This window comes from Flavobacterium notoginsengisoli (assembly GCF_014207905.1).
GTDB lineage: Bacteria > Bacteroidota > Bacteroidia > Flavobacteriales > Flavobacteriaceae > Flavobacterium > Flavobacterium notoginsengisoli_A.
The window spans coordinates 1319798-1339764 of record NZ_JACHLB010000001.1; the positions used below are offsets into that span (position 1 = coordinate 1319798).

Annotated in this window: 16 protein-coding genes; 15 read left to right on the plus strand and 1 reads right to left on the minus strand. The window is 32.9% G+C overall.

What is annotated here, in order from left to right; translation table 11 throughout:
- Positions 1-13: 13 nt before the first annotated feature.
- From sprA to HNP35_RS05660, 13 genes are all read left to right on the plus strand, one after another.
- A complete protein-coding gene (gene sprA, locus HNP35_RS05600; RefSeq protein ID WP_184157820.1) occupies positions 14-7270 on the plus strand; it encodes a cell surface protein SprA in 7257 nt (2418 codons plus the stop codon).
- 85 nt (positions 7271-7355) lie between these two features.
- Positions 7356-7736: a glycine cleavage system protein GcvH gene (gene gcvH / locus HNP35_RS05605; RefSeq protein WP_144215462.1), complete on the plus strand. Its 381-nt coding sequence runs from the start codon at positions 7356-7358 to the stop codon at positions 7734-7736.
- Positions 7729-8112 carry a VanZ family protein gene (locus tag HNP35_RS05610; RefSeq protein ID WP_184157819.1) on the plus strand — a complete coding sequence of 128 codons (384 nt, stop codon included), beginning with the start codon at positions 7729-7731 and terminating at the stop codon, positions 8110-8112. The genes gcvH and HNP35_RS05610 overlap by 8 nt, the downstream gene beginning before the upstream one ends.
- Positions 8113-8224: 112 nt before the next feature.
- Entirely contained in the window at positions 8225-8968 is a 744-nt protein-coding gene (gene deoC / locus HNP35_RS05615; protein WP_184157818.1) for a deoxyribose-phosphate aldolase, read from the plus strand.
- Between the two features lie 18 nt (positions 8969-8986).
- Positions 8987-11110: an energy transducer TonB gene (locus tag HNP35_RS05620; RefSeq protein ID WP_184157817.1), complete on the plus strand. Its 2124-nt coding sequence runs from the start codon at positions 8987-8989 to the stop codon at positions 11108-11110.
- 160 nt (positions 11111-11270) lie between these two features.
- On the plus strand, positions 11271-12173 hold the full coding sequence (gene cyoE, locus HNP35_RS05625) for a heme o synthase (RefSeq protein ID WP_184157816.1): 903 nt from the start codon (positions 11271-11273) through the stop codon (positions 12171-12173).
- 2 nt (positions 12174-12175) lie between these two features.
- Complete coding sequence (locus HNP35_RS05630) at positions 12176-12763, plus strand: cytochrome c oxidase subunit 3 (RefSeq protein ID WP_184157815.1); 588 nt, start codon at positions 12176-12178, stop codon at positions 12761-12763.
- A gap of 42 nt (positions 12764-12805) precedes the next feature.
- A complete protein-coding gene (locus HNP35_RS05635; RefSeq protein ID WP_184157814.1) occupies positions 12806-13792 on the plus strand; it encodes a cytochrome c oxidase subunit 3 in 987 nt (328 codons plus the stop codon).
- Positions 13793-13810: 18 nt separating this feature from the next.
- Entirely contained in the window at positions 13811-14161 is a 351-nt protein-coding gene (locus tag HNP35_RS05640; RefSeq protein ID WP_184157813.1) for a cytochrome C oxidase subunit IV family protein, read from the plus strand.
- 78 nt (positions 14162-14239) lie between these two features.
- Complete coding sequence (locus tag HNP35_RS05645; RefSeq protein ID WP_184157812.1) at positions 14240-14881, plus strand: hypothetical protein; 642 nt, start codon at positions 14240-14242, stop codon at positions 14879-14881.
- 12 nt (positions 14882-14893) lie between these two features.
- On the plus strand, positions 14894-15580 hold the full coding sequence (locus tag HNP35_RS05650) for an SCO family protein (protein ID WP_184157811.1): 687 nt from the start codon (positions 14894-14896) through the stop codon (positions 15578-15580).
- 3 nt (positions 15581-15583) lie between these two features.
- Positions 15584-16168 (plus strand): DUF420 domain-containing protein, encoded by a 585-nt coding sequence (locus HNP35_RS05655; RefSeq protein WP_184157810.1) that lies wholly within the window; start codon positions 15584-15586, stop codon positions 16166-16168.
- Between the two features lie 82 nt (positions 16169-16250).
- A complete protein-coding gene (locus tag HNP35_RS05660) occupies positions 16251-16427 on the plus strand; it encodes a hypothetical protein (protein WP_411268041.1) in 177 nt (58 codons plus the stop codon).
- Between the two features lie 17 nt (positions 16428-16444).
- Here HNP35_RS05660 and HNP35_RS05665 read toward each other — a convergent pair whose 3' ends face one another.
- The gene (locus HNP35_RS05665; RefSeq protein ID WP_184157808.1) at positions 16445-17851 is read right to left on the minus strand and encodes a DUF4403 family protein; all 1407 of its coding nucleotides are present in this window, start codon (positions 17849-17851) and stop codon (positions 16445-16447) included.
- 176 nt (positions 17852-18027) lie between these two features.
- Between HNP35_RS05665 and HNP35_RS05670 the strand changes: the two genes are divergently transcribed.
- Entirely contained in the window at positions 18028-18729 is a 702-nt protein-coding gene (locus HNP35_RS05670) for an ABC transporter ATP-binding protein (protein ID WP_184157807.1), read from the plus strand.
- On the plus strand, positions 18722-19966 hold the full coding sequence (locus HNP35_RS05675) for an ABC transporter permease (RefSeq protein WP_184157806.1): 1245 nt from the start codon (positions 18722-18724) through the stop codon (positions 19964-19966). The genes HNP35_RS05670 and HNP35_RS05675 overlap by 8 nt, the downstream gene beginning before the upstream one ends.
- Position 19967: the final 1 nt, after the last annotated feature.

Genomic DNA, 19967 nt, shown 5'->3' on the forward strand with positions numbered 1-19967 from the left:
ATAAAAGAATTCTATGCGTAAAATTTGTATTTTGTTGCTGGTTTTGCTCTGTGGTACAGTTTTGCGTGCGCAGGTAAATCCGCCAACTCAAGATACAACTAAAACTCAGTTTTCAGTTGGTAAAATTGAGCTTGAAGATCCTCCAAGTGTAATGTCGGCTTACCGATATGATCCTATTACCGATCGTTATATTTACACCAATTCGGCAGAGGGCGTTTCTATAAACTATCCGCTGATTTTAACTCCAAGAGAATATGAAGATCTACTTCTAAAAGAATCTAGAAGGAATTATTTTAGAAAAAAATCTGATGCAATCGATGGTAAAAAAACTGGCGCAGAAGCGGCCAAGAAAGATTTGCTTCCAAGATATTATGTAAATTCAAGTTTGTTTGAAAGCATCTTTGGAAGTAATACCATAGATGTAAAACCTACAGGATCAGTTGAAATGGACTTAGGTTTAAGGTATACAAAACAAGACAATCCTTCTTTCTCTCCAAGAAATAGATCTAGTCTTACTTTCGACTTCGATCAAAGAATCAGTATGAGTTTGATGGGTAAAATTGGAACTCGTCTTGAAGTTAATGCCAATTACGATACCCAATCAACATTTGCTTTTCAAAACTTATTTAAACTTGCTTATACGCCTTCAGAAGATGATATTGTTCAGAAAGTTGAGGTTGGTAATGTTAGCATGCCATTAAATAGTACCTTGATTCGAGGTGCACAAAGTTTATTTGGAGTTAAGACACAATTGCAATTTGGTAAAACAACAATTACGGGAGTTTTCTCAGAACAGAAATCTCAAACCAAAAGTATAGTCGCAGAAAGTGGAGGAACAGTTCAAAACTTTGATTTGTTTGCTTTAGATTATGATAATGATCGACATTTCTTCTTGTCTCAATATTTTAGAAATAAGTATGATGCGTCTTTACGAAATTATCCTTTAATCGATAGCCGAGTTCAGGTAACTAGAATTGAAGTTTGGGTAACCAATAAGCAAAACAGAGTTACTACTAATAATAACAATTTAAGAAATATTATCGCACTTCAGGATTTGGGAGAAGCTCAGATTTCAGGAGTTCCCGATAATGAAGTAGTTGTAATTACTAATCCAACAGGATTTTTTAATCCTAATACTCTAGATTCTCCAACAGATAATACAAATAATAAATATGATCCTGCGTCAATTGGCAAAGGAGACAGTTATCTGAATAATAATATTAGAGAAATTGTTACAGCAAAAACAGGATTTAATAATGCAAACGTAGCAGAAGGTACGGATTATTCAATCTTAGAAAATGCTAGAAAATTAACCACTCAAGAATATACTTTTAATCCACAATTAGGATATATCTCGTTACAGCAACGTTTAGCAAATGACGAAATTTTGGCAGTTGCTTTTGAATATACTGTTGGAGGTAAAGTATACCAAGTTGGAGAATTTGGAAGTGATGGTGTAGATGCAACGTTAGTTACAGGAAATAATACTAACGGAAATCAAGCAATTGTTACGCAAAGTTTAGTTTTAAAAATGCTGAAAAGCAGTTTGACAAACGTTAACAATCCAGTTTGGAATTTGATGATGAAAAACGTTTATCAAATTCCACAAGCTTATCAAATTAAGCAAGAAGATTTTAGACTAAACATTCTTTATACAGATCCTTCACCAATAAATTATATCACGCCTGCAACAGGAAGTACTTTTCCGCCAAACCCTGCTCCAAATGATGTGGTAGAAAATACACCTTTATTAAATGTGTTTAATTTAGATCGTTTAAATTATAACAATGATCCACAGACTGGAGGAGATGGTTTCTTCGATTATGTTCCTGGAGTAACTGTAGACGTTCAAAATGCCCGAATCATTTTCACGACGAAAGAACCTTTTGGAGAGCTTTTATTTAGAAAATTAAATACAGGATCAGGAGAAAACTATAACGATCCAGCGACATATAATGCAAATCAGCGTAAATATGTATTCCGAACTATGTATAGAAGCACACAAGCAGGTGCTTTACAAGATAGTGATAAAAATAAATTCTTATTAAGAGGAAAATACAAATCTTCGGGTAGTAACGGTATTCCTATCGGAGCATTTAACGTTCCTCAAGGATCTGTCGTTGTTACAGCTGCGGGAAGAGTTTTAGTTGAAGGAATTGACTATAGTGTCGATTATCAATTAGGAAGAGTTCAGATTCTAGATGCTTCACTTCAAGCTTCAAATACACCAATTGAAGTTTCTTTAGAAAACAATTCAATCTTCGGACAGCAGACCAGAAGATTTATGGGATTAAATGTTGAACATAAAATTTCAGATAAATTCGTTGTCGGAGGAACTTTCTTAAAAATGACAGAACGTCCTTTTACACAAAAATCTAGTTACGGACAAGAATCTGTAAACAATACTATTTTTGGTTTCAACGGAAATTATGCAACCGAAGTTCCATTTTTGACAAGATTGGCTAATAAACTTCCAAACATCGATACCGATGTTCCTTCTAATCTTTCTATTCGAGGAGAGGTTGCCTTTTTAAAACCAGACGCCCCAAAAGCTAGTGATTTTGAAGGAGAAGCAACTATTTACATAGACGACTTTGAAGGTTCGCAAACAACAATAGATATGCGATCTGCTTATGCTTGGAGTTTGGCTTCAACACCGTTTATCAATTCAGCAACAGATAATACTTTTAACGCAGGTTCAAATACATTAGCATACGGGTTTAAACGTGCAAAATTAGCTTGGTATACTATTGACCCTATCTTTTACACATCGAAACCATCAGGGATTTCAAATGATGATTTGTCGTTCAATACAACAAGAAGAATTTACAGTAGAGAACTTTATCCGAATACAGATATCGCTCAAGGACAAATTCAAGTTATAAATACACTTGATTTATCATACTATCCATCAGATAGAGGACCTTACAATAATAATCCGGACTTTTCATTAACCAATCCTTCTACAAATTTTGGAGGTATTATGCGTGCTTTGAATTCAACAAATTTTGAACAAGGAAACGTAGAATATATTCAGTTTTGGGTGCTTGACCCGTACGTAGGAAATGGAGAAGCACAAGCAAGTAATACAGGAAAAATCTATTTTAACCTAGGAGAAATTTCGGAAGATATATTAAAAGACGAAAGAAAGCAATATGAAAACGGATTAGGGCCAGGTCAAATTATGGTAAATCCGCAACCACAATGGGGAGATGTTCCAGCATCTCAATCTTTGATTTATGCATTTGATACCAATCCGGAAAATCGTAAAAATCAAGATGTTGGTTTAGATGGTCTTCCAAGTTCTAGAGAAGGTGCGGTTTACACGAACTATGCTGCTGAAAATGACCCAGCTGCAGATGACTATACGTATTATTTAAATACTGACGGAGGTGTTCTAAATCGTTATAAAAATTACAACGGTACAGAAAATAACTCAGCAGTTAGTGTAGATGATCCAAATCGCGGTTCTACGACGCTTCCTGATGTTGAAGATATCAATCGTGACAACACCATGAGTACTATTAATGCTTATTATGAATATAGCATTGAAATGAGACCGGGAATGCAGATTGGAGAAAACTACATTACTGACATTCGTGAACCAGAAGATATCGGAAATGTTGAATTGCCAAACGGATCGACTACGCGTGCAAGATGGATTCAATTTAAAATTCCAGTTTCTCAGCCTAAAAATACGATTGGTAATATTACCGATTTTAGATCGATTCGTTTTATGAGAATGTTCATGACTGGATTTAATGATCAAATGACGGTTCGTTTTGGAGCTTTAGATTTGGTACGAGGAGAGTGGAGAAGATATACAGGAACACTAGATGCAAACGATACAACTCCTGATGATGACGGAACAGAATTTGATGTGGCAGCAGTTAATATTCAAGAGAATGGAACAAAATGTCCAGTAAATTATGTTATCCCGCCGGGAGTTCAAAGAGAGCAACTTTACAATAATAATACGATTATTAATCAAAATGAACAATCTTTAGCAGTAAGAATTGGTGGTACAGGATTAGAATATCGTGACTCGAGAGCTGTTTTCAAAAATGTGAGTGTAGATATGCGTCAGTACAAGAAACTGAAAATGTTCCTACATGCAGAATCACTTCCTTATGAAACTCAGCTTGAAAATGATGAAATGGTTGGATTTATTCGTTTCGGTAACGATTTTACACAAAATTTCTATCAAATTGAAATTCCATTAAAAGTAACACCAACTGGTGGATCTTGTACAATTAGTCCAGATCAGGTTTGGTTGGATCAAAATAATATTGATCTTGCATTGTCTTTGTTAACAGCAATGAAAATTAAGGCCATGACGATAGATCCTACTTCTTCAAAAAGAGATATTAATGGTATTTATTACCCTGATGATGATCCTGATGCAAGTGACGGTGATGGTGATACTAAATTGAGATTAGGTATAAAAGGAAATCCTAATTTTGGTTTGGTCCGAAACTTAATGGTCGGTGTAAAAAGTACAGCTGAACATAAAAACATAAAAGGAGAGGTTTGGTTCAATGAGCTTCGTATGTCTGATCTTGAGAACAAAGGTGGTATGGCGGCTCTATTGAATATAGATACCAATATGGCTGATTTTGCAACGTTATCTGCTTCTGGAAAAAAGAGCACAATAGGTTTTGGTTCTCTGGAACAAGGTGCAAATGAAAGAGATAGAGAAGATATTCAACAATATAATATTGTTACTAACATGAATTTAGGAAAATTACTTCCTAAAAAATGGGGAATTAATCTTCCGTTTAATTATGCTATTGGAGAGGAAGTTATTACGCCAGAATATGATCCATTCAATCAAGATATTAAACTTAGCCAATTAATTGCTGAAACTACGGATCCAGCTGAAAAAGATAATATTAGAACTCGTGCTGTAGATTACACAAAACGTAAGAGTATTAACTTTATCGGAGTACGAAAAGATAGAGCATTAGAACAAAAACCTCACGTTTATGATGTGGAGAATTTTACGTTCTCACAATCTTACAATCAAGTAGAACGACATGATTACGAGGTGGAAAATTATAACGATGAACAATCAAATACGGCTGTTAATTATGCTTATACTTTCCAGCCTAAAGAAGTTGTTCCGTTTAAAAACAACCAATTCATGAAAAAAAGTGATTATTGGAAAATGTTAAGTGATTTAAATTTTAATTATTTACCATCCAATATTTCTTTTAACAGTAATATTTTAAGACAAAGTAATCGCCAGCAATACAGACAGGTTGAGTCTGTAGAAGGAATTGGTTTAGACCCGCTTTATAGAAGGAATTTTGCATTTAATTATCAATACGGTTTTGGATTTAATTTGACAAAATCATTGAAATTAAATTATACTGCCGCTTCCAATAATATTGTGAGAAACTTTTTGAATGATGACAACACGCCTAAAGAAGATTTTAATATTTGGGACGACTATTTTGATATCGGAACGCCAAATCAGCATTTGCAACAGTTGATTGTAAATTATGATATTCCAATTAATAAAATTCCAATTTTTAGTTTTATAAAAGCAAACTATTCGTATACTGCAGATTATAACTGGCAGCGATCTTCTACCGCATTTTCTCAATATGTAGAAGATGATACAACGTGGAATTTAGGTAATACGATTCAGAATGCCAATTCAAACACGTTTGCGGCAACGTTAAACATGAATTTGCTTTATAAATATTTAGGTTTAACACCTGGAGGTAAACCTGCTAAGGCAAAGCCAGTTGCACCGCCAAAACCAGGAGAGAAAATTGTAAACACGGCTAAACCAACTGTAAGCAAAAGCCCTTTTTATGATGGTTTAATTGGAGTTTTGACTAGTGTTAAAAATGTTCAAATTAATTATACTGAAAACAGCGGAACGGTTTTACCAGGTTATATACCAGGAGTTGGTTTCTTTGGAACGTCTAAACCATCGTTAGGATTTGTTTTTGGTAGTCAAGATGATATTCGTTACGAAGCTGCTAAAAATGGCTGGTTGACCGATTATCAAAATTTTAATCAAAACTTCTCGCAAGTAAATAGTAAGCTTTTAAAAGTAACTGCTAATCTTGATGTTCTTCCTGATTTGAAAGTTGATTTGTCAATGGATCGTTCTTATTCGCAAAATTCTTCAGAACAATATAGTGTTGTTAGAGATACTATCGGAAATTTGAGTTATCAACCGTTGTCTCCTTATACGTATGGGATGTTCTCTATTTCGACAGTATTAATAAAAACAGCTTTTTCAACTAGTAATGAGATGCAATCGGCAGCTTTTGATGATTTTAGGAATAATCGTTTAGTAATCGCAAATCGTTTGGCTGAAGAACATTATGGGCCAGGAATGCCAATTCCGAGATACGATGCCTCGACCCTGCCTCCAGAAGACACTTCAGTGCCAGTAGATAATATTGCGAATCCTAATAATACCGAAAGAAAATTAATTCAGGCTAATGATGGTTATCCAATTGGTTATAGCAAAAGTAATCAGGCGGTACTGCTTCCTGCATTTTTAGCGGCTTATACAGGAGGTGACGCTTCCAATGTGTCAACAGGCATTTTTAGGAATTTCCCTATTCCAAATTGGTCGATAAAATATAATGGATTAATGCGTTATAAGTATTTTAAAGATCACTTTAAGCGTTTTTCTTTGCAACACAATTATAGAGCTTCTTACACAGTTAGCCAGTTTAGGTCGAATTTTGATTATCTTGAAAATCCAAACGGACAAGACGTAAATTCAAATTTCTACAATAAAACAGTAATGTCGAATGTCAACTTGGTAGAACAGTTTAGTCCACTTATTAGAGTTGATTTTGAGTTGAAAAGCTCGCTTCGACTGTTGACTGAAATTAAGAAAGACCGAGCTTTATCAATGAGTTTTGATAATAATTTATTGACAGAAGTAAAAGGAATAGAGTATGTAGTTGGGTTAGGATATCGTTTTAAGGATGTAATTATTTCCTCGCGACTTGCAGATAATCCAACAGGAATTATCAAAAGTGATATTAATATAAAAGCAGATTTTTCATTTAGAAATAATGAAACCTTGGTTCGTTATTTAGATTACGATAATAATCAGCTAGCGGCAGGACAGAATATTTGGACATTAAAGTTAACAGCTGATTATGCTTTCAGTAAAAACTTGACGGCAATATTTTATTATGATCATTCGTTTTCGAAAGCAGTTATTTCAACTTCATTTCCTTTAACGAATATCAGATCAGGTTTCACACTTCGTTATAATTTTGGAAATTAATTTTTGGTTTCTAAACTAGATTTCATTAGAAGATTATTACATTTGTGGCTTAAATTTTAAATTATCAATTTTCAAACATACTATTATGAGCATACCAGCAAATTTAAAGTACACAAAAGATCACGAATGGGTTAGCATCGAAGGAGATGTTGCGACTGTAGGAATTACTCATTTTGCACAAAAAGAGTTAGGGGATATCGTGTATGTTGAGGTAGAAACTTTAGATCAGACACTTTCAAAAGATGAGGTTTTTGGAACTGTTGAAGCTGTAAAAACAGTTTCAGATTTATTTTTACCATTAACAGGTGAAATCATTGCTTTTAATGAAGATTTAGAAAGTGCTCCAGAAACTGTAAATTCTGATCCTTACGGAGCAGGATGGATGATTAAAATTAAAATTGCTGATGCATCAGAAATTGATTCGTTATTATCTGATGAAGCTTATAAAGATTTGATCGGTGCCTAAACAACTGCTGTTAATTTGGGCAATTATCTGCTCTGGAATTATTGCGTATTTTTGTCTAACAGATTCTGGCAATATTCCGGTAGTTAATTTTCCAAGTATTGATAAAATTGTACATTTCTGCTTTCATTTTGGATTTACAATTTCTTGGATTTTGTTTTTCAAAAAAGAATTGAAAGGGAAAGAATCAGAAGATTTTAAAGCGTATTTAATTTCCTTTATTTTTTCTGTTTTTTTCGGAATTACAATTGAAATTTTGCAGAATGCCATTACTGTTACAAGGGCTGCTGATGTTTCTGACATTTTAGCAAATGCACTTGGCGCGGTTGTAGCTGTTTTTTCGGCAATTGCGTTTAGAAGACAAATCAATAGGATATGATACAAAACCCACTTCGGTGGGTTTTTTTATACAGCAAATTCAACCTTTTAAAAGCTGTGTTTTTTGAATATAAAATGTACTTTTGTGCTGGTTTTCTGCAATTTCAATCATTATGAATGTAAAACAATATTTAGATTCTACGTATTTAAAAACAGCATCTCAGGCAGGTTTGTCAGATGCAGAAAATGCTTTGGTGGTTAAAAATGTAATCGTTGAAGCAATTAAAGAAGAATTTAAATTGGTTATGATTCGTCCAGAATTTGTAGCAATGGCTAAAGAAATGATTGCAGAAGCGAAATCTATTTTGTTAGTTGGAACTGTAATCGATTTTCCAGAAGGAAAATCAAACTTAGAAACCAAGATAAAAGAAGCGAATGAAGCCATTACAAATGGAGCTGATGATTTAGATTTTGTTTGTAATTACGAAGCTTTTAAAAATGGAGAAATAGATTTGGTAAAAAACGAAATCTTAATTGGAACCCAGATTGGTTTGGCTCATAATAAAACAGTAAAATGGATTATTGAAGTAGCCGCTTTAACTGATAAAGAAATCATACAATTATCTGCTTTGATTAAAAATGTCGTGGTGTCTCATTTTGATGAAGAAGATTTTTCTTCTGTGTTTGTTAAATCGTCAACCGGATTTTACAAAACAGAAAATGGACAGCCGAATGGAGCAACGGCGTCGTCTATAATTATTATGCTTGAAAATGCATCGCCTTTGCCTGTAAAAGCAGCAGGTGGTGTCCGTTCGTTTGAAGAAGCAGTAGAAATGATTAATTTAGGAGTGCAGCGAATTGGCACTTCGGCTGCAAAAGCAATTGCAAACGGACAAATTTCCCCAAATCAATATTAAATAAATACCGGTATTTTAGTGAATAAGTTTTTTCTATCCCTTGGTTTAATTTTTTTGTTTTTAAATGTTTCCGCACAACAAAATGGCGATTCTTCAATTCGGCCGAGTTTTACTGCTGAGATGTTTCCTGTTTTTCTAAATTGTGAAAATTTAGATGGCAAAAAATTAGAGAATTGTTTCTATAAAGAAGTTCAAGATTTTGTTTTTAGTAATTTTCAAATTCCTGAAAATTTAAAGGAAAAAAAATATAAAGGAGAAGTAAAAGTTCTTTTCGAGGTTGATGCGACAGGTGAGTTTAAGGTAATTTATGTTTCAGCTGCAAGCGAAGAATTATCAGAAGAAGCAAAACGTGTTTTTGGAAAGTTTCCAAAAATTAAGCCATCAACTTATAATGGAAAACCAACCTATTCCAAATACACTATTTCAATTGACATACCTTTAAAAAGTTCAGAACAAATTGCTGCCGAAGCTTTGGCGGCGGCAGAGATTTTGAAACCAATTGAAAAACCAATGACAGAATTGGACAGTATTGTTTATAAAAAATATAATAATCCAGAATTTGATAGTCATTTAAATATTCCATTTTCACATAGCTATTACGCCCAATTTGATGGTGCAATGAATCAGGTTGGAAGTAATAATCATACTGCTTCGAAGCCATATACTTATGAAGAGGTTTCGAAATATTATAATTTGAAAGCAGTTAATCAATCTCTGCAGAAAAATGTTTCGAGTTGGTTGGGGAGAAAATGGTGGAATGAAAACATGGTTCAGATCCAAGGCGAAGGATATTGGTTTTCTTTAAATCCAATTGTTGATTTGCAATTGGGTAAAGCTTCAGATATTGATGCATCTTATACTTACGTCAATACAAGAGCATTGAATTTTAGAGGGGGATTAGGTAAACAAATTAATTTTACAACAACATTTTTTGAAAGCCAAGGAAGATTTGCAGGTTATTTTAATGATTATGCAGAATCTATAAAGCCTTCTGGAGGAAACCCTGCAATAATTCCAGGAATTGGAATTGCAAAAGGTTTTAAAACAGATGCTTATGATTTTCCTTTAGCGGAAGCTAACATAACATACACGCCAAGTAAAATCTTTGATTTGCAATTGGGCTACGGAAGGAATTTTATTGGAGACGGTTATCGTTCTCTTTTAGAGGGAGATGGAGCAAGTCCGTATCCTTACTTTAAAATTAACACCAAATTTTGGAAGATAAAATATACTAATACCTATATGTGGTTGAAAGATGTTCGTCCAGATGTAACTGTTGATAGAACATATGCAACTAAATTTATGGCGAATCATTATTTAAGCTGGAATGTTTCGAATAGATTGAATTTAGGTTTCTTTGAATCGGTAGTTTGGACTGATACAAATAATAGAGGTTTTGATATCAATTTTGTAAATCCGATTATTTTTTACCGTGCAGTAGAATTCGGTTCTTCTTCTAGAAGCGGAAATGCTCTTTTGGGAATTACAGGAAAATATAAGTGGAACAACAGTATCAATTTATATTCGCAATTTTTGATCGACGAATTTTCGGTTTCTGATGTTGGAGCTGGAAATAAGAGCTGGAAAAATAAATTTGGATTTCAGCTTGGGGCAAAATACTTTAATGCATTTGATGTGAAAGATTTATTAATTCAAGTGGAGTTTAATCATGTGAGACCTTATGTTTATTCGCATAGCGCAGTGATTACTAATTATGGGCATAATAATCAAAGTGTTGGGCATCAGTGGGGTGGTAATTTTAAAGAGCTTATTTTAATTGGACGCTATCATAAAGGTAGAATTTTTGGAGATGCAAAATTCACAATGGGAACTAGAGGTTTGGATTTTGATACGGCTGAGGATTCTTATAATTATGGTGGAAATATTTATAAAAGTTATGATGAAAACCGTCCATACGATACTGGTGTAAAAGTTGGGCAGGGAAATAAAACAAGTGTTTTTATTGCAGATATTCAGGGAGGTTATTTGATTAATCCGATGACTAATTTGAAATTATTTGGAAGTCTTATTTATAGAAATTTTGATCCTACACAAGAAACTGCATCTACATTTAAACAAAGTACAACATGGTTTAGTATCGGTTTGAGATCAGATATTTTTAATTGGTATTTTGATTACTAGGATTTTTAATAAGATTTTTCGAAATAATAGTGTTAAAGAATGTTGAGATCTTGGTTTGTAAAGGTTTTATTGAAAAAAATCTAAAATTATAGGTCTAAATTCTACAATCTAATTTGTACATTTGCACCACTCAAAAAAAAATACAAAAATATCAACGATATTGAACGCTGCAAAAAATACATTATCAATCAAATCAATATTTCTAGACTTTAAAGAGATTACTAAAGCCGGCTTGGCTATTAGTGTTTTGTTCTCATCTATAGCAGGATATTTACTAGGTGTTGATTCTGAACATCCATTTAGTTGGACTGTTTTGATTGTTTTGTCTATTGGAGGATATTGTATGGTTGGAGCATCAAATGCTTTTAATCAGGTAATTGAGAAAGATATTGATTCTTTAATGGATCGTACTAAAAATCGTCCAGTTCCATCAGGACGTATGAGTCCTAAAATAGCATTGCTAGTGGCTAGTCTACTGACTATTATTGGTATAGCATTACTTTATACAATAAATGCAAAGTCAGCAATGTTTGCTGCTATTTCCATATTCTTGTACACAAGTGTTTATACACCATTGAAAACAGTTACTTCGTTATCTGTTTTTGTTGGTGCGTTTCCTGGTGCAATTCCGTTCATGTTAGGCTGGGTTGCTGCTACAGGAGAATTTGGTATTGAAGCAGGAACACTCTTTTTAATTCAATTTTTTTGGCAGTTTCCACATTTTTGGTCCATTGGATGGTTTTTGTATGAAGACTATGAGAAAGCAGGGATTTTTATGTTGCCAACTGGAAGAAAAGATAAAGGAACTGCATTGCAGGTTATTTTGTATACAGTTTGGCTGATAATAGCATCACTTTTACCAGTGTTAGGTTTTACGGGACAATTGCTTATTTCGCCAATTGCAGCAGTTTTAGTCTTTCTTTTAGGAATTTGGATGCTATTTTATGCTGTAAAATTGTATCAATTAAGAACCGCAAAAGCAGCGAGAACACTAATGTTGGTAAGTGTTTCTTATATTTCGCTTTTGCAGATTGTATATATTGTAGATAAATTTTTAAGATAGTTATGGAAATGACGATAACAACAACTGAAGAAAAAGCAAGAAAATCAAAATCAGCAAAACTGATTCTCCTTTTTGCAATGGTTAGTATGACTATGATGTTTGCTGGATTAACAAGCGCATTTGTAGTAAGTAAGTCAAGAGCAGACTGGTTGAAGAATTTTGAGCTTCCTTCTGCATTTTATTGGAGTACAGCTGTGATTATTGCTTGTAGTGTTACTTTCCATTTGGCAAAAAAAGCCATTCAGAAAGATAATAGAAGCGCAGTAACAAGTTTGCTTTTAGGAACTTTGGCTTTAGGGATTCTGTTTGTGATACTTCAATTTCAAGGATTTGAACAAATCATTGGACAAGGGTATTATTTTACAGGACAAGGTAGTTCAATTACTACAACTTTCCTTTACGTAGTAACGGTTACACACTTGTTGCACTTAGCTGGCGGATTAATTTCACTTTTAATTATAATTTATAATCATTTTAAACAAAAATACAATTCGACTCAAACTCTTGGTATAGAACTAGGTGCGATGTATTGGCACTTTTTAGACTTATTGTGGGTGTATTTATTTTTATTTTTATTTTTCTTTAAATAAGAAAAAAACGTAAATTTGGGAACTTTTTAACGAATATCTTTTATGGGAGCGACAGTTACTACTGCAAACAACGACGAAAAAACTTGGGGAGGCGGTCATGAGATCCAGCCACTAGGATCAAGTTATGGTAAAATGATGATGTGGTTTTTTATCGTATCAGATGCCTTAACATTCTCTGGATTTCTAGGAGCTTACGGTTTTTCTAGATTTAAATTTATTGAAACTTGGCCTTTGGCTGATGAAGTGTTTACTCACTTTCCATTTATGCATGGTGTTGCGGCTCCAATGTATTATGTAGCATTAATGACTTTTATTTTGATCTTTTCATCTGTAACAATGGTTTTAGCTGTTGATGCAGGACACCAATTGAAAAAGACAAAAGTTGCTATTTATATGTTCTTAACTATTATTGGAGGTCTTATTTTCGTTGGTTCTCAAGCTTGGGAATGGAAAAACTTCATTAAAGGAGAATATGGAGCAGTTGAAACTGTTGGAGGAAGTTTACTTCAATTTGTTGATAAAGACGGAAAAAGAGTTGCTTTAGCTGATTTTGCAGTTAAATTGCCAGAACAAAGAGAAGCTTTAACTAGAAGCCACTCTACTTGGTTTATGGAAGATGCTCAATCACTTCCAACTTATACAGTTGCTGAAGTTCAAGCTGGATTTAAAGCTCATCCTGAATTATTAATCAGAACAGAAAAACTTACAGATAAAAAGAAAAAAACAGTTTTGTCTAGAGAAGAATCTGAAACACACTTAGCGAGCGCTAAATATGTTGTAGAAGGAGCTAACTTGATTAGAAACGAATACGGTAATAAATTATTTGCTGATTTCTTCTTCTTTATTACTGGTTTCCACGGATTCCACGTATTTTCAGGAGTTATCATTAATATCATCATTTTCTTTAATGTATTATTAGGTACTTACGAGAAGAGAAGAAGCTACGAAATGGTAGAGAAAGTTGGTTTATACTGGCACTTCGTAGATTTAGTTTGGGTATTTGTATTTACAGTTTTCTACCTAGTTTAATTTTAGAATTTAATTATTATGTCACACGAGCACGTATCAAATACAAAAAGAATCTGGTTTGTTTTTGGATTACTTTCAGTAGTAACTACAGTAGAAGTTATTTTAGGTATCTACAAGCCTGAATCATTAGAGTTTACGCATTTTATAGGTTTGAATTTATTGAACTGGATTTTCTATATCCTAACAGTTTTCAAAGCATACTATATTGTATGGGCATTTATGCACATGGAAGGTGAAAAAAGCAGCCTTAGATGGTCTGTAGTTTCTCCTGTTATCTTCCTAGTTTTATATTTATTGTTTATTCTGTTAACAGAAGGACATTATATTTATGGGGTTTTTAAAGATTCTACTATTAAATGGAATTTTTAACATGATATTAATTCGAAAAGAGTCCCGATAACATCGGGATTTTTTTATTTTTGTACCTCAATTATTTCCGTTAAAACAATGAAAAAAAATATAGTTCTATTTATACTTTTTGTTCTTCCAATTGTAGCGTATTTATTTTTTGCTTCTGGTGTAAATAGTTTTACAACACTTCCTGTAATAACTCCAAAAGTTGCCGACTTTGGAAATTGGAAATCCCTAAATGGAAAAAAAGTCTTATTGGATAAAAAAATTACTGTTCTTGGTTTTGCAGGTTCAAATATTTTAGAAAATCGAGGGAATTATTTCAACTTAAACGAAAAAATATATAAACGCTATAATGGTTTTGAAGATCTTCAATTTGTAGTTCTTTGTCCGCTTGGAACAGAAAATGAAGCTCAGAAAATCGTTGATGCATTATCTCCTTTTACGGATGTTAAAAACTGGAATTTCGTATTTGCATCGAATGAAGAAATTCAAAAGTTTTATGATCAGCTTCACTTAAAAGAAAAATTAGATCAACATCTTGGTACGTCAAATGTTTATATCATCGATAAAGAACGTAATCTGAGAGGGAGAAAAGATAAAGAAGAATATAAAGAAGGCTATGATACTTTTCATCCATCAGAGTTGAGTAATGAAATGCTGGATGATTTTAAAATAATTCTTTATGAATACCGTGCAGCTTTAAAGAAAAATCATAACGCTACAAAGCAACTTTAAAATTCATTTATAATGTTTAAGAATAAATCATATATCGGAATCTCTTTTGTCATTTTGATTTTTGGGATTTACGCAATTCCTAAAATTGTTGACCGAGTTAAAAACGGTGATGTTGTTAAAGGAAATCGCTTGGATAATGTTGGAGCTAAAACTTCAAAAGATACAAAGCTTTTAACGATTGGTCCAGCTCCAAAATTTGAATTGACTAATCAAGACAATCAAAAGATTTCTAATGAAAACTACAAAGGTAAAGTTTACGTATTAGAATTTTTCTTTACAACTTGTCCTTCAATTTGTCCAAAGATGAATATGAGTATGTTAGAAATTGAAAAGACATTTTTCGGAAATCCTAACTTTGGTATTGTTTCTGTGACAATTGACCCAAAACATGATACGCCACAAGTTTTAAAAGATCATGCAAAATTACTTGGTGTAAAATCTTCAAACTGGAATTTCTTAACAGGCGATAGAGATGTAATTATGGATCTTTCTAACAAAGGATTCAATTTATATGCAGGTGCAAATGATAAAGTAAGCGGTGGATTTGAACATTCAGGTTTGTTTGCTTTGATTGATAAAAATGGAAATATTCGCTGTAGAAAAGACGAATTTGGGAATCCGAATATTTATTATGACGGTTTAGATAAAAAAGGAGTACGCGATATTCAGGAAGACATTAAAATTTTATTAGCAGAATAAGTGATGGAAGATAATTCTTTAGAAAAAAAATATAATAAATTAATCGTTGCAGTTTCAATTGTAATTCCGGTTGTTGTTGCAATTTTATTTGGAGTTAAGCTTAAGGATTTTGGATTCGATGTTGAGCCATTGTCATTTTTACCTCCCATTTACGCTACTACAAATGGAATCACGGCTGTGGTTTTGGTTTGGGCTGTTTTAGCAATTAAAAATGGCAAACAAAAACTTCATGAAAGATTAATGACTTTTGCAATTGCATTGTCTGTTGCGTTTTTAGTTATGTATGTTGCGTATCACATGACTGCAGATTCTACTAAATTTGGAGATTCTAATCATGATGGTGTTTTGGATGTTTTAGAAAGCGCTAAAGTGGGATCGCTTCGATTGGTATATTTTGTTATTCTGATTACGCATATTTTGCTTTCAATAGCAATTATTCCTCTTGTTTTAATTACTTACGTGAGAGCTCTTGGACAGCGATTTGATAAACATAGAAAAATAGCTAAAATCACTTTTCCAATCTGGCTTTATGTTGCTGTGACAGGTGTTGTGGTATTTTTAATGATTTCTCCTTATTATGCTAATTAATAAACAAAATATAGGTCGAAGTTCTAAATTAAAGTTTCAAACTTTCTTTTTTGGAATTTGTTTTTTCTTTATTGGAATTTCAATGAATGCCCAGTGCGCCATGTGTCGTGCAGCTTTATCTGGAGATTCAAATGCTAAAAAAGCAGAAGCAGTAAATGATGGAATTGTTTATTTAATGGTAATTCCTTATTTATTGGTAGTAATAATCGGTTATTTGATTTATAAAATGTATAAATCTAAAAGTAAAAAAGCAGTCTAAATTTTAGACTGCTTTTTTTATTTTAATCCATTCACAGAAACATTTACAGTTCCGTTTATCTTGATAAAAGCGATTATAGCTTGATTCGTTAGCTGGATTTTATCAAACTGAATATCTTCCATTTTTCCATTTACAAAAACACCAGGCATTGGAGAATAGTTCTTTAAATAACTAGCCATACTTTTTTTGCCTTCTTCTAAATTTGGCTGAATAGAATATCGACAGCTTTCCTCCATTTTTCTTAAAACATATCCTTGAGCAAGCCAATTTGCAGTTCTCATTAGTTTGCTTTTGGTATCTAATACATAATCTAATTTGTCGAAATAAATTTCTTTGGTCTTAGGATTGTATTGTGGAAATCCATTCAGATAAAGTGTTCCATTTATAGAACCTAAAACATCTAATGCAATTACCATTTTGCCGTCTTTGTGCCAGATAGATACATTTTTTACAGTAACTTTTTTGCTTCCAGATCCAAATTCTTGACCGGCAAAATTTTTGGTCATAATTTTTGAAGCATCAACATAACTCGAAATTGCGGCAATATTAGCAGAGATTTGGTTTGGAATTTTTGCAACAGGCTTTAAAACAATTTTATTGGCATTAAACTTCGATTCTGGCTGTTTGCCAACAATTGTTTCCATATTGCATTTCATTCCCATATCTAATAAAAAGGAATCATTTTTAAGTTTAGCGTTGGTTGAGTAAATTTCGATAGGAACAATTCGAAGCCAGCTCTCATAAGTATCGCTCATTTGAAAAGGCGTGCAGATTTTTTCAACAGCTTGAAGAACATTCGGTTTAAAATCCATTGATTTTTCAATGGCTTCATCTATTTTCTTTTCCAATTTACTTTTAAAAATAGAAATAGCAGGATTTATTAGGTAAGTAATTGGCATATTTTTACCAAAAACGGTCATTGTTGGACTTTCGCTCCAATCTAAAGATTTAAATTCAGTTTTGGTGGTAAGTTTCCAATTTGTCAAGGCAGCTTCGCTAGACAATGTAATGGTTCCGTTTAGATTAAATTCTCTAATATCATATAATTCCACACCTAATTTTTTTGTGCCAATACGATATTTGATGTTCGCTTTAAGCGGTAAAATTGTTTTAAGTTTTTTATCTGGATTTGAAGGATCGTTTTGAATCTTAATAGGAGCCTGTTTCCAGATTTTCATTTCGATATCATCATCATCGATTGTATTATCTTCGTAAATCAATCCATTTAAAACGGCATTGGTTTGGTTTTCAATATCGGTTAGTTTTATCGTAATAGGTAGATTGATAAAGGAAGGAGTGATATCGTAAATCAGTGGACTTGCATCGTCTGGTTCTGGTTTTAATGTTTCTAATTTTTGAGAAGATGAACAGCCTGCAAATAGGATAAGAGCAGTAAATACTGAAATGATCGAAGTAAGTTTCATTAATATGAATTTTTAATACTGGAGTAAAATTACAAAAACAATCATATTTTCTTAAAAAAGTGTAACAATTAGTAAAGATTGAAGTCTTATACAAAAATGTAACGAAAGTATTAACTTTTTATTATCATAAATTACTTAATAAAAATGTTATTATTGTCTAAAAATTTAACAATACCATGATTGAAATTAAAGATTTACACAAGTCCTACAAAATGGGAAGTTCTGAACTGCATGTATTAAAAGGTATTAATTTTAATATTGAAGAAGGTGAATTAGTTGCAATCATGGGTTCGTCTGGTTCTGGTAAGTCGACGCTTCTAAATATCTTAGGAATTTTGGATGAGGCAGATTCTGGAAGTTATATTTTGGATAAAACACCAATTAAAAAATTAAACGAAACCATCGCATCAAGATATCGAAACAAATTCTTAGGTTTCGTTTTTCAATCTTTTAATTTAATTAATTATAAAAGTGCTTTGGATAACGTTGCAATGCCTTTATACTATCAAGGTATAAAAAGGAAAGAGCGTTATGAAATTGCAATGAAATATTTAGAAAAAGTAGGTTTAGGAAGCCATTCGCATCATTTGCCAAGTGAGCTTTCTGGAGGACAGAAACAACGTGTAGCTATAGCTAGAGCACTTGCTTCAAATCCGAAAGTTTTATTGGCGGATGAGCCAACAGGTGCGCTTGACACGAAAACTTCTTATGAAGTAATGGAACTTATTCAAGGAATTAATGATGAAGGAAAAACAATCCTAATTGTTACACATGAACCTGATATTGCCGCAATGTGCAAAAGAAACGTGGTCCTAAAAGACGGACTAATTATTGACGATAAAAAAGTAGAACAAGTTAGAGCTTCGTCTTATGTTTAATATCGAACGTTGGCAGGAAATATTTGAAGCTATTTCTAAGAACCGTTTAAGAACATTCTTGACCGGAATTTCTGTGGCTTCGGGAATTTTTATTTTGGTGATTTTACTCGGAGCGGGTAAAGGTCTCCAGAACGGAATTGAAAAACAATTTGAACGTGATGCTGCTGGAATTATTGAGGTTTGGTCGGGAACAACAACTAAAGAATATAAAGGATTAAATCCTGGTCGTCAAATTCAATTTCGAAATAGCGATTACGATCAATCTGTTCAAAAATTTGAAGACAAATTAGATTTAAGAGCTTCGACACAGAATTATTGGGGACAGTCTTTTGCTTACGGAAAAGAATCTGGCAATTATCAGTATCGAGGAGTGAATCCGGATTATGGCGGAATTGAAAACTTAACCATAGTTCAAGGGCGTTATGTAAATGCTAAAGACATTGAAAGTAATGCAAAAGTTGCTGTTATTGGGATGAAATTAAAAACCGATTTGCTTAAAGATAAAAATGCTATTGGTGAAGAAATTTTAATCAACAATATTAGTTTTAAAGTAATTGGAGTTTTTACCGATCCGGGAGGAGAAAGAGAAGAAACTCGTGCTTATTTGCCGTTAACCACTGTTCAGAAAACTTTTGGTGCAGGCGATAAAATTAGCAATCTGTTTTTTACATTAAAAAAGACAGATAACTACGATGAAGCATTAGCGCAATCTGAAAAGTTTACCCAAGATTTGAAAAATCTGCTGAAAAGCAAAAATATGGTTGCTCCTGAAGATGATAGTGGGATAGGTGCTTATAATTCGGTTAAAGATGCTAAACAATTTTATGACTTGAATTTGTATATCAGATTGTTTTTCTGGTGGGTTGGTATTTGTACCATTATCGCTGGAGTTGTGGGTGTAAGTAATATTATGCTTATTATAGTGAAAGAACGTACGAAAGAAATTGGAATTAGAAAAGCGCTTGGAGCTTCGCCATTTTCAATCATTTCAATGATTCTTCACGAATCAATATTTATTACAACAATTGCTGGTTTTGTTGGTTTATTAGGTAGCTTACTTTTGTTAGAATTTGTTGGGCCAATGGTTCAAAGTGAATTCTTTAGAAATCCAGAAGTAGATTTTAGTGTGGCATTGACCACTTTAATCTTGCTTGTTTTTGCAGGAGCAATGGCTGGATTTTTTCCAGCTTACAGAGCAGCCAAAATTAAACCTATTGTAGCACTTAGAGACGAATAAT

Coding starts and splice junctions, on each gene's coding strand:
- sprA (WP_184157820.1), top strand. CDS start 14: ATGCGTAAAATTTGTATTTTGTTGCTGGTTTTGCTCTGTGGTACAGTT.
- gcvH (WP_144215462.1), top strand. CDS start 7,356: ATGAGCATACCAGCAAATTTAAAGTACACAAAAGATCACGAATGGGTT.
- deoC (WP_184157818.1), top strand. CDS start 8,225: ATGAATGTAAAACAATATTTAGATTCTACGTATTTAAAAACAGCATCT.
- HNP35_RS05630 (WP_184157815.1), top strand. CDS start 12,176: ATGGAAATGACGATAACAACAACTGAAGAAAAAGCAAGAAAATCAAAA.
- HNP35_RS05635 (WP_184157814.1), top strand. CDS start 12,806: ATGGGAGCGACAGTTACTACTGCAAACAACGACGAAAAAACTTGGGGA.
- HNP35_RS05640 (WP_184157813.1), top strand. CDS start 13,811: ATGTCACACGAGCACGTATCAAATACAAAAAGAATCTGGTTTGTTTTT.
- HNP35_RS05645 (WP_184157812.1), top strand. CDS start 14,240: ATGAAAAAAAATATAGTTCTATTTATACTTTTTGTTCTTCCAATTGTA.
- HNP35_RS05650 (WP_184157811.1), top strand. CDS start 14,894: ATGTTTAAGAATAAATCATATATCGGAATCTCTTTTGTCATTTTGATT.
- HNP35_RS05655 (WP_184157810.1), top strand. CDS start 15,584: ATGGAAGATAATTCTTTAGAAAAAAAATATAATAAATTAATCGTTGCA.
- HNP35_RS05660 (WP_411268041.1), top strand. CDS start 16,251: ATGAATGCCCAGTGCGCCATGTGTCGTGCAGCTTTATCTGGAGATTCA.
- HNP35_RS05665 (WP_184157808.1), bottom strand. CDS start 17,851: ATGAAACTTACTTCGATCATTTCAGTATTTACTGCTCTTATCCTATTT.
- HNP35_RS05670 (WP_184157807.1), top strand. CDS start 18,028: ATGATTGAAATTAAAGATTTACACAAGTCCTACAAAATGGGAAGTTCT.
- HNP35_RS05675 (WP_184157806.1), top strand. CDS start 18,722: ATGTTTAATATCGAACGTTGGCAGGAAATATTTGAAGCTATTTCTAAG.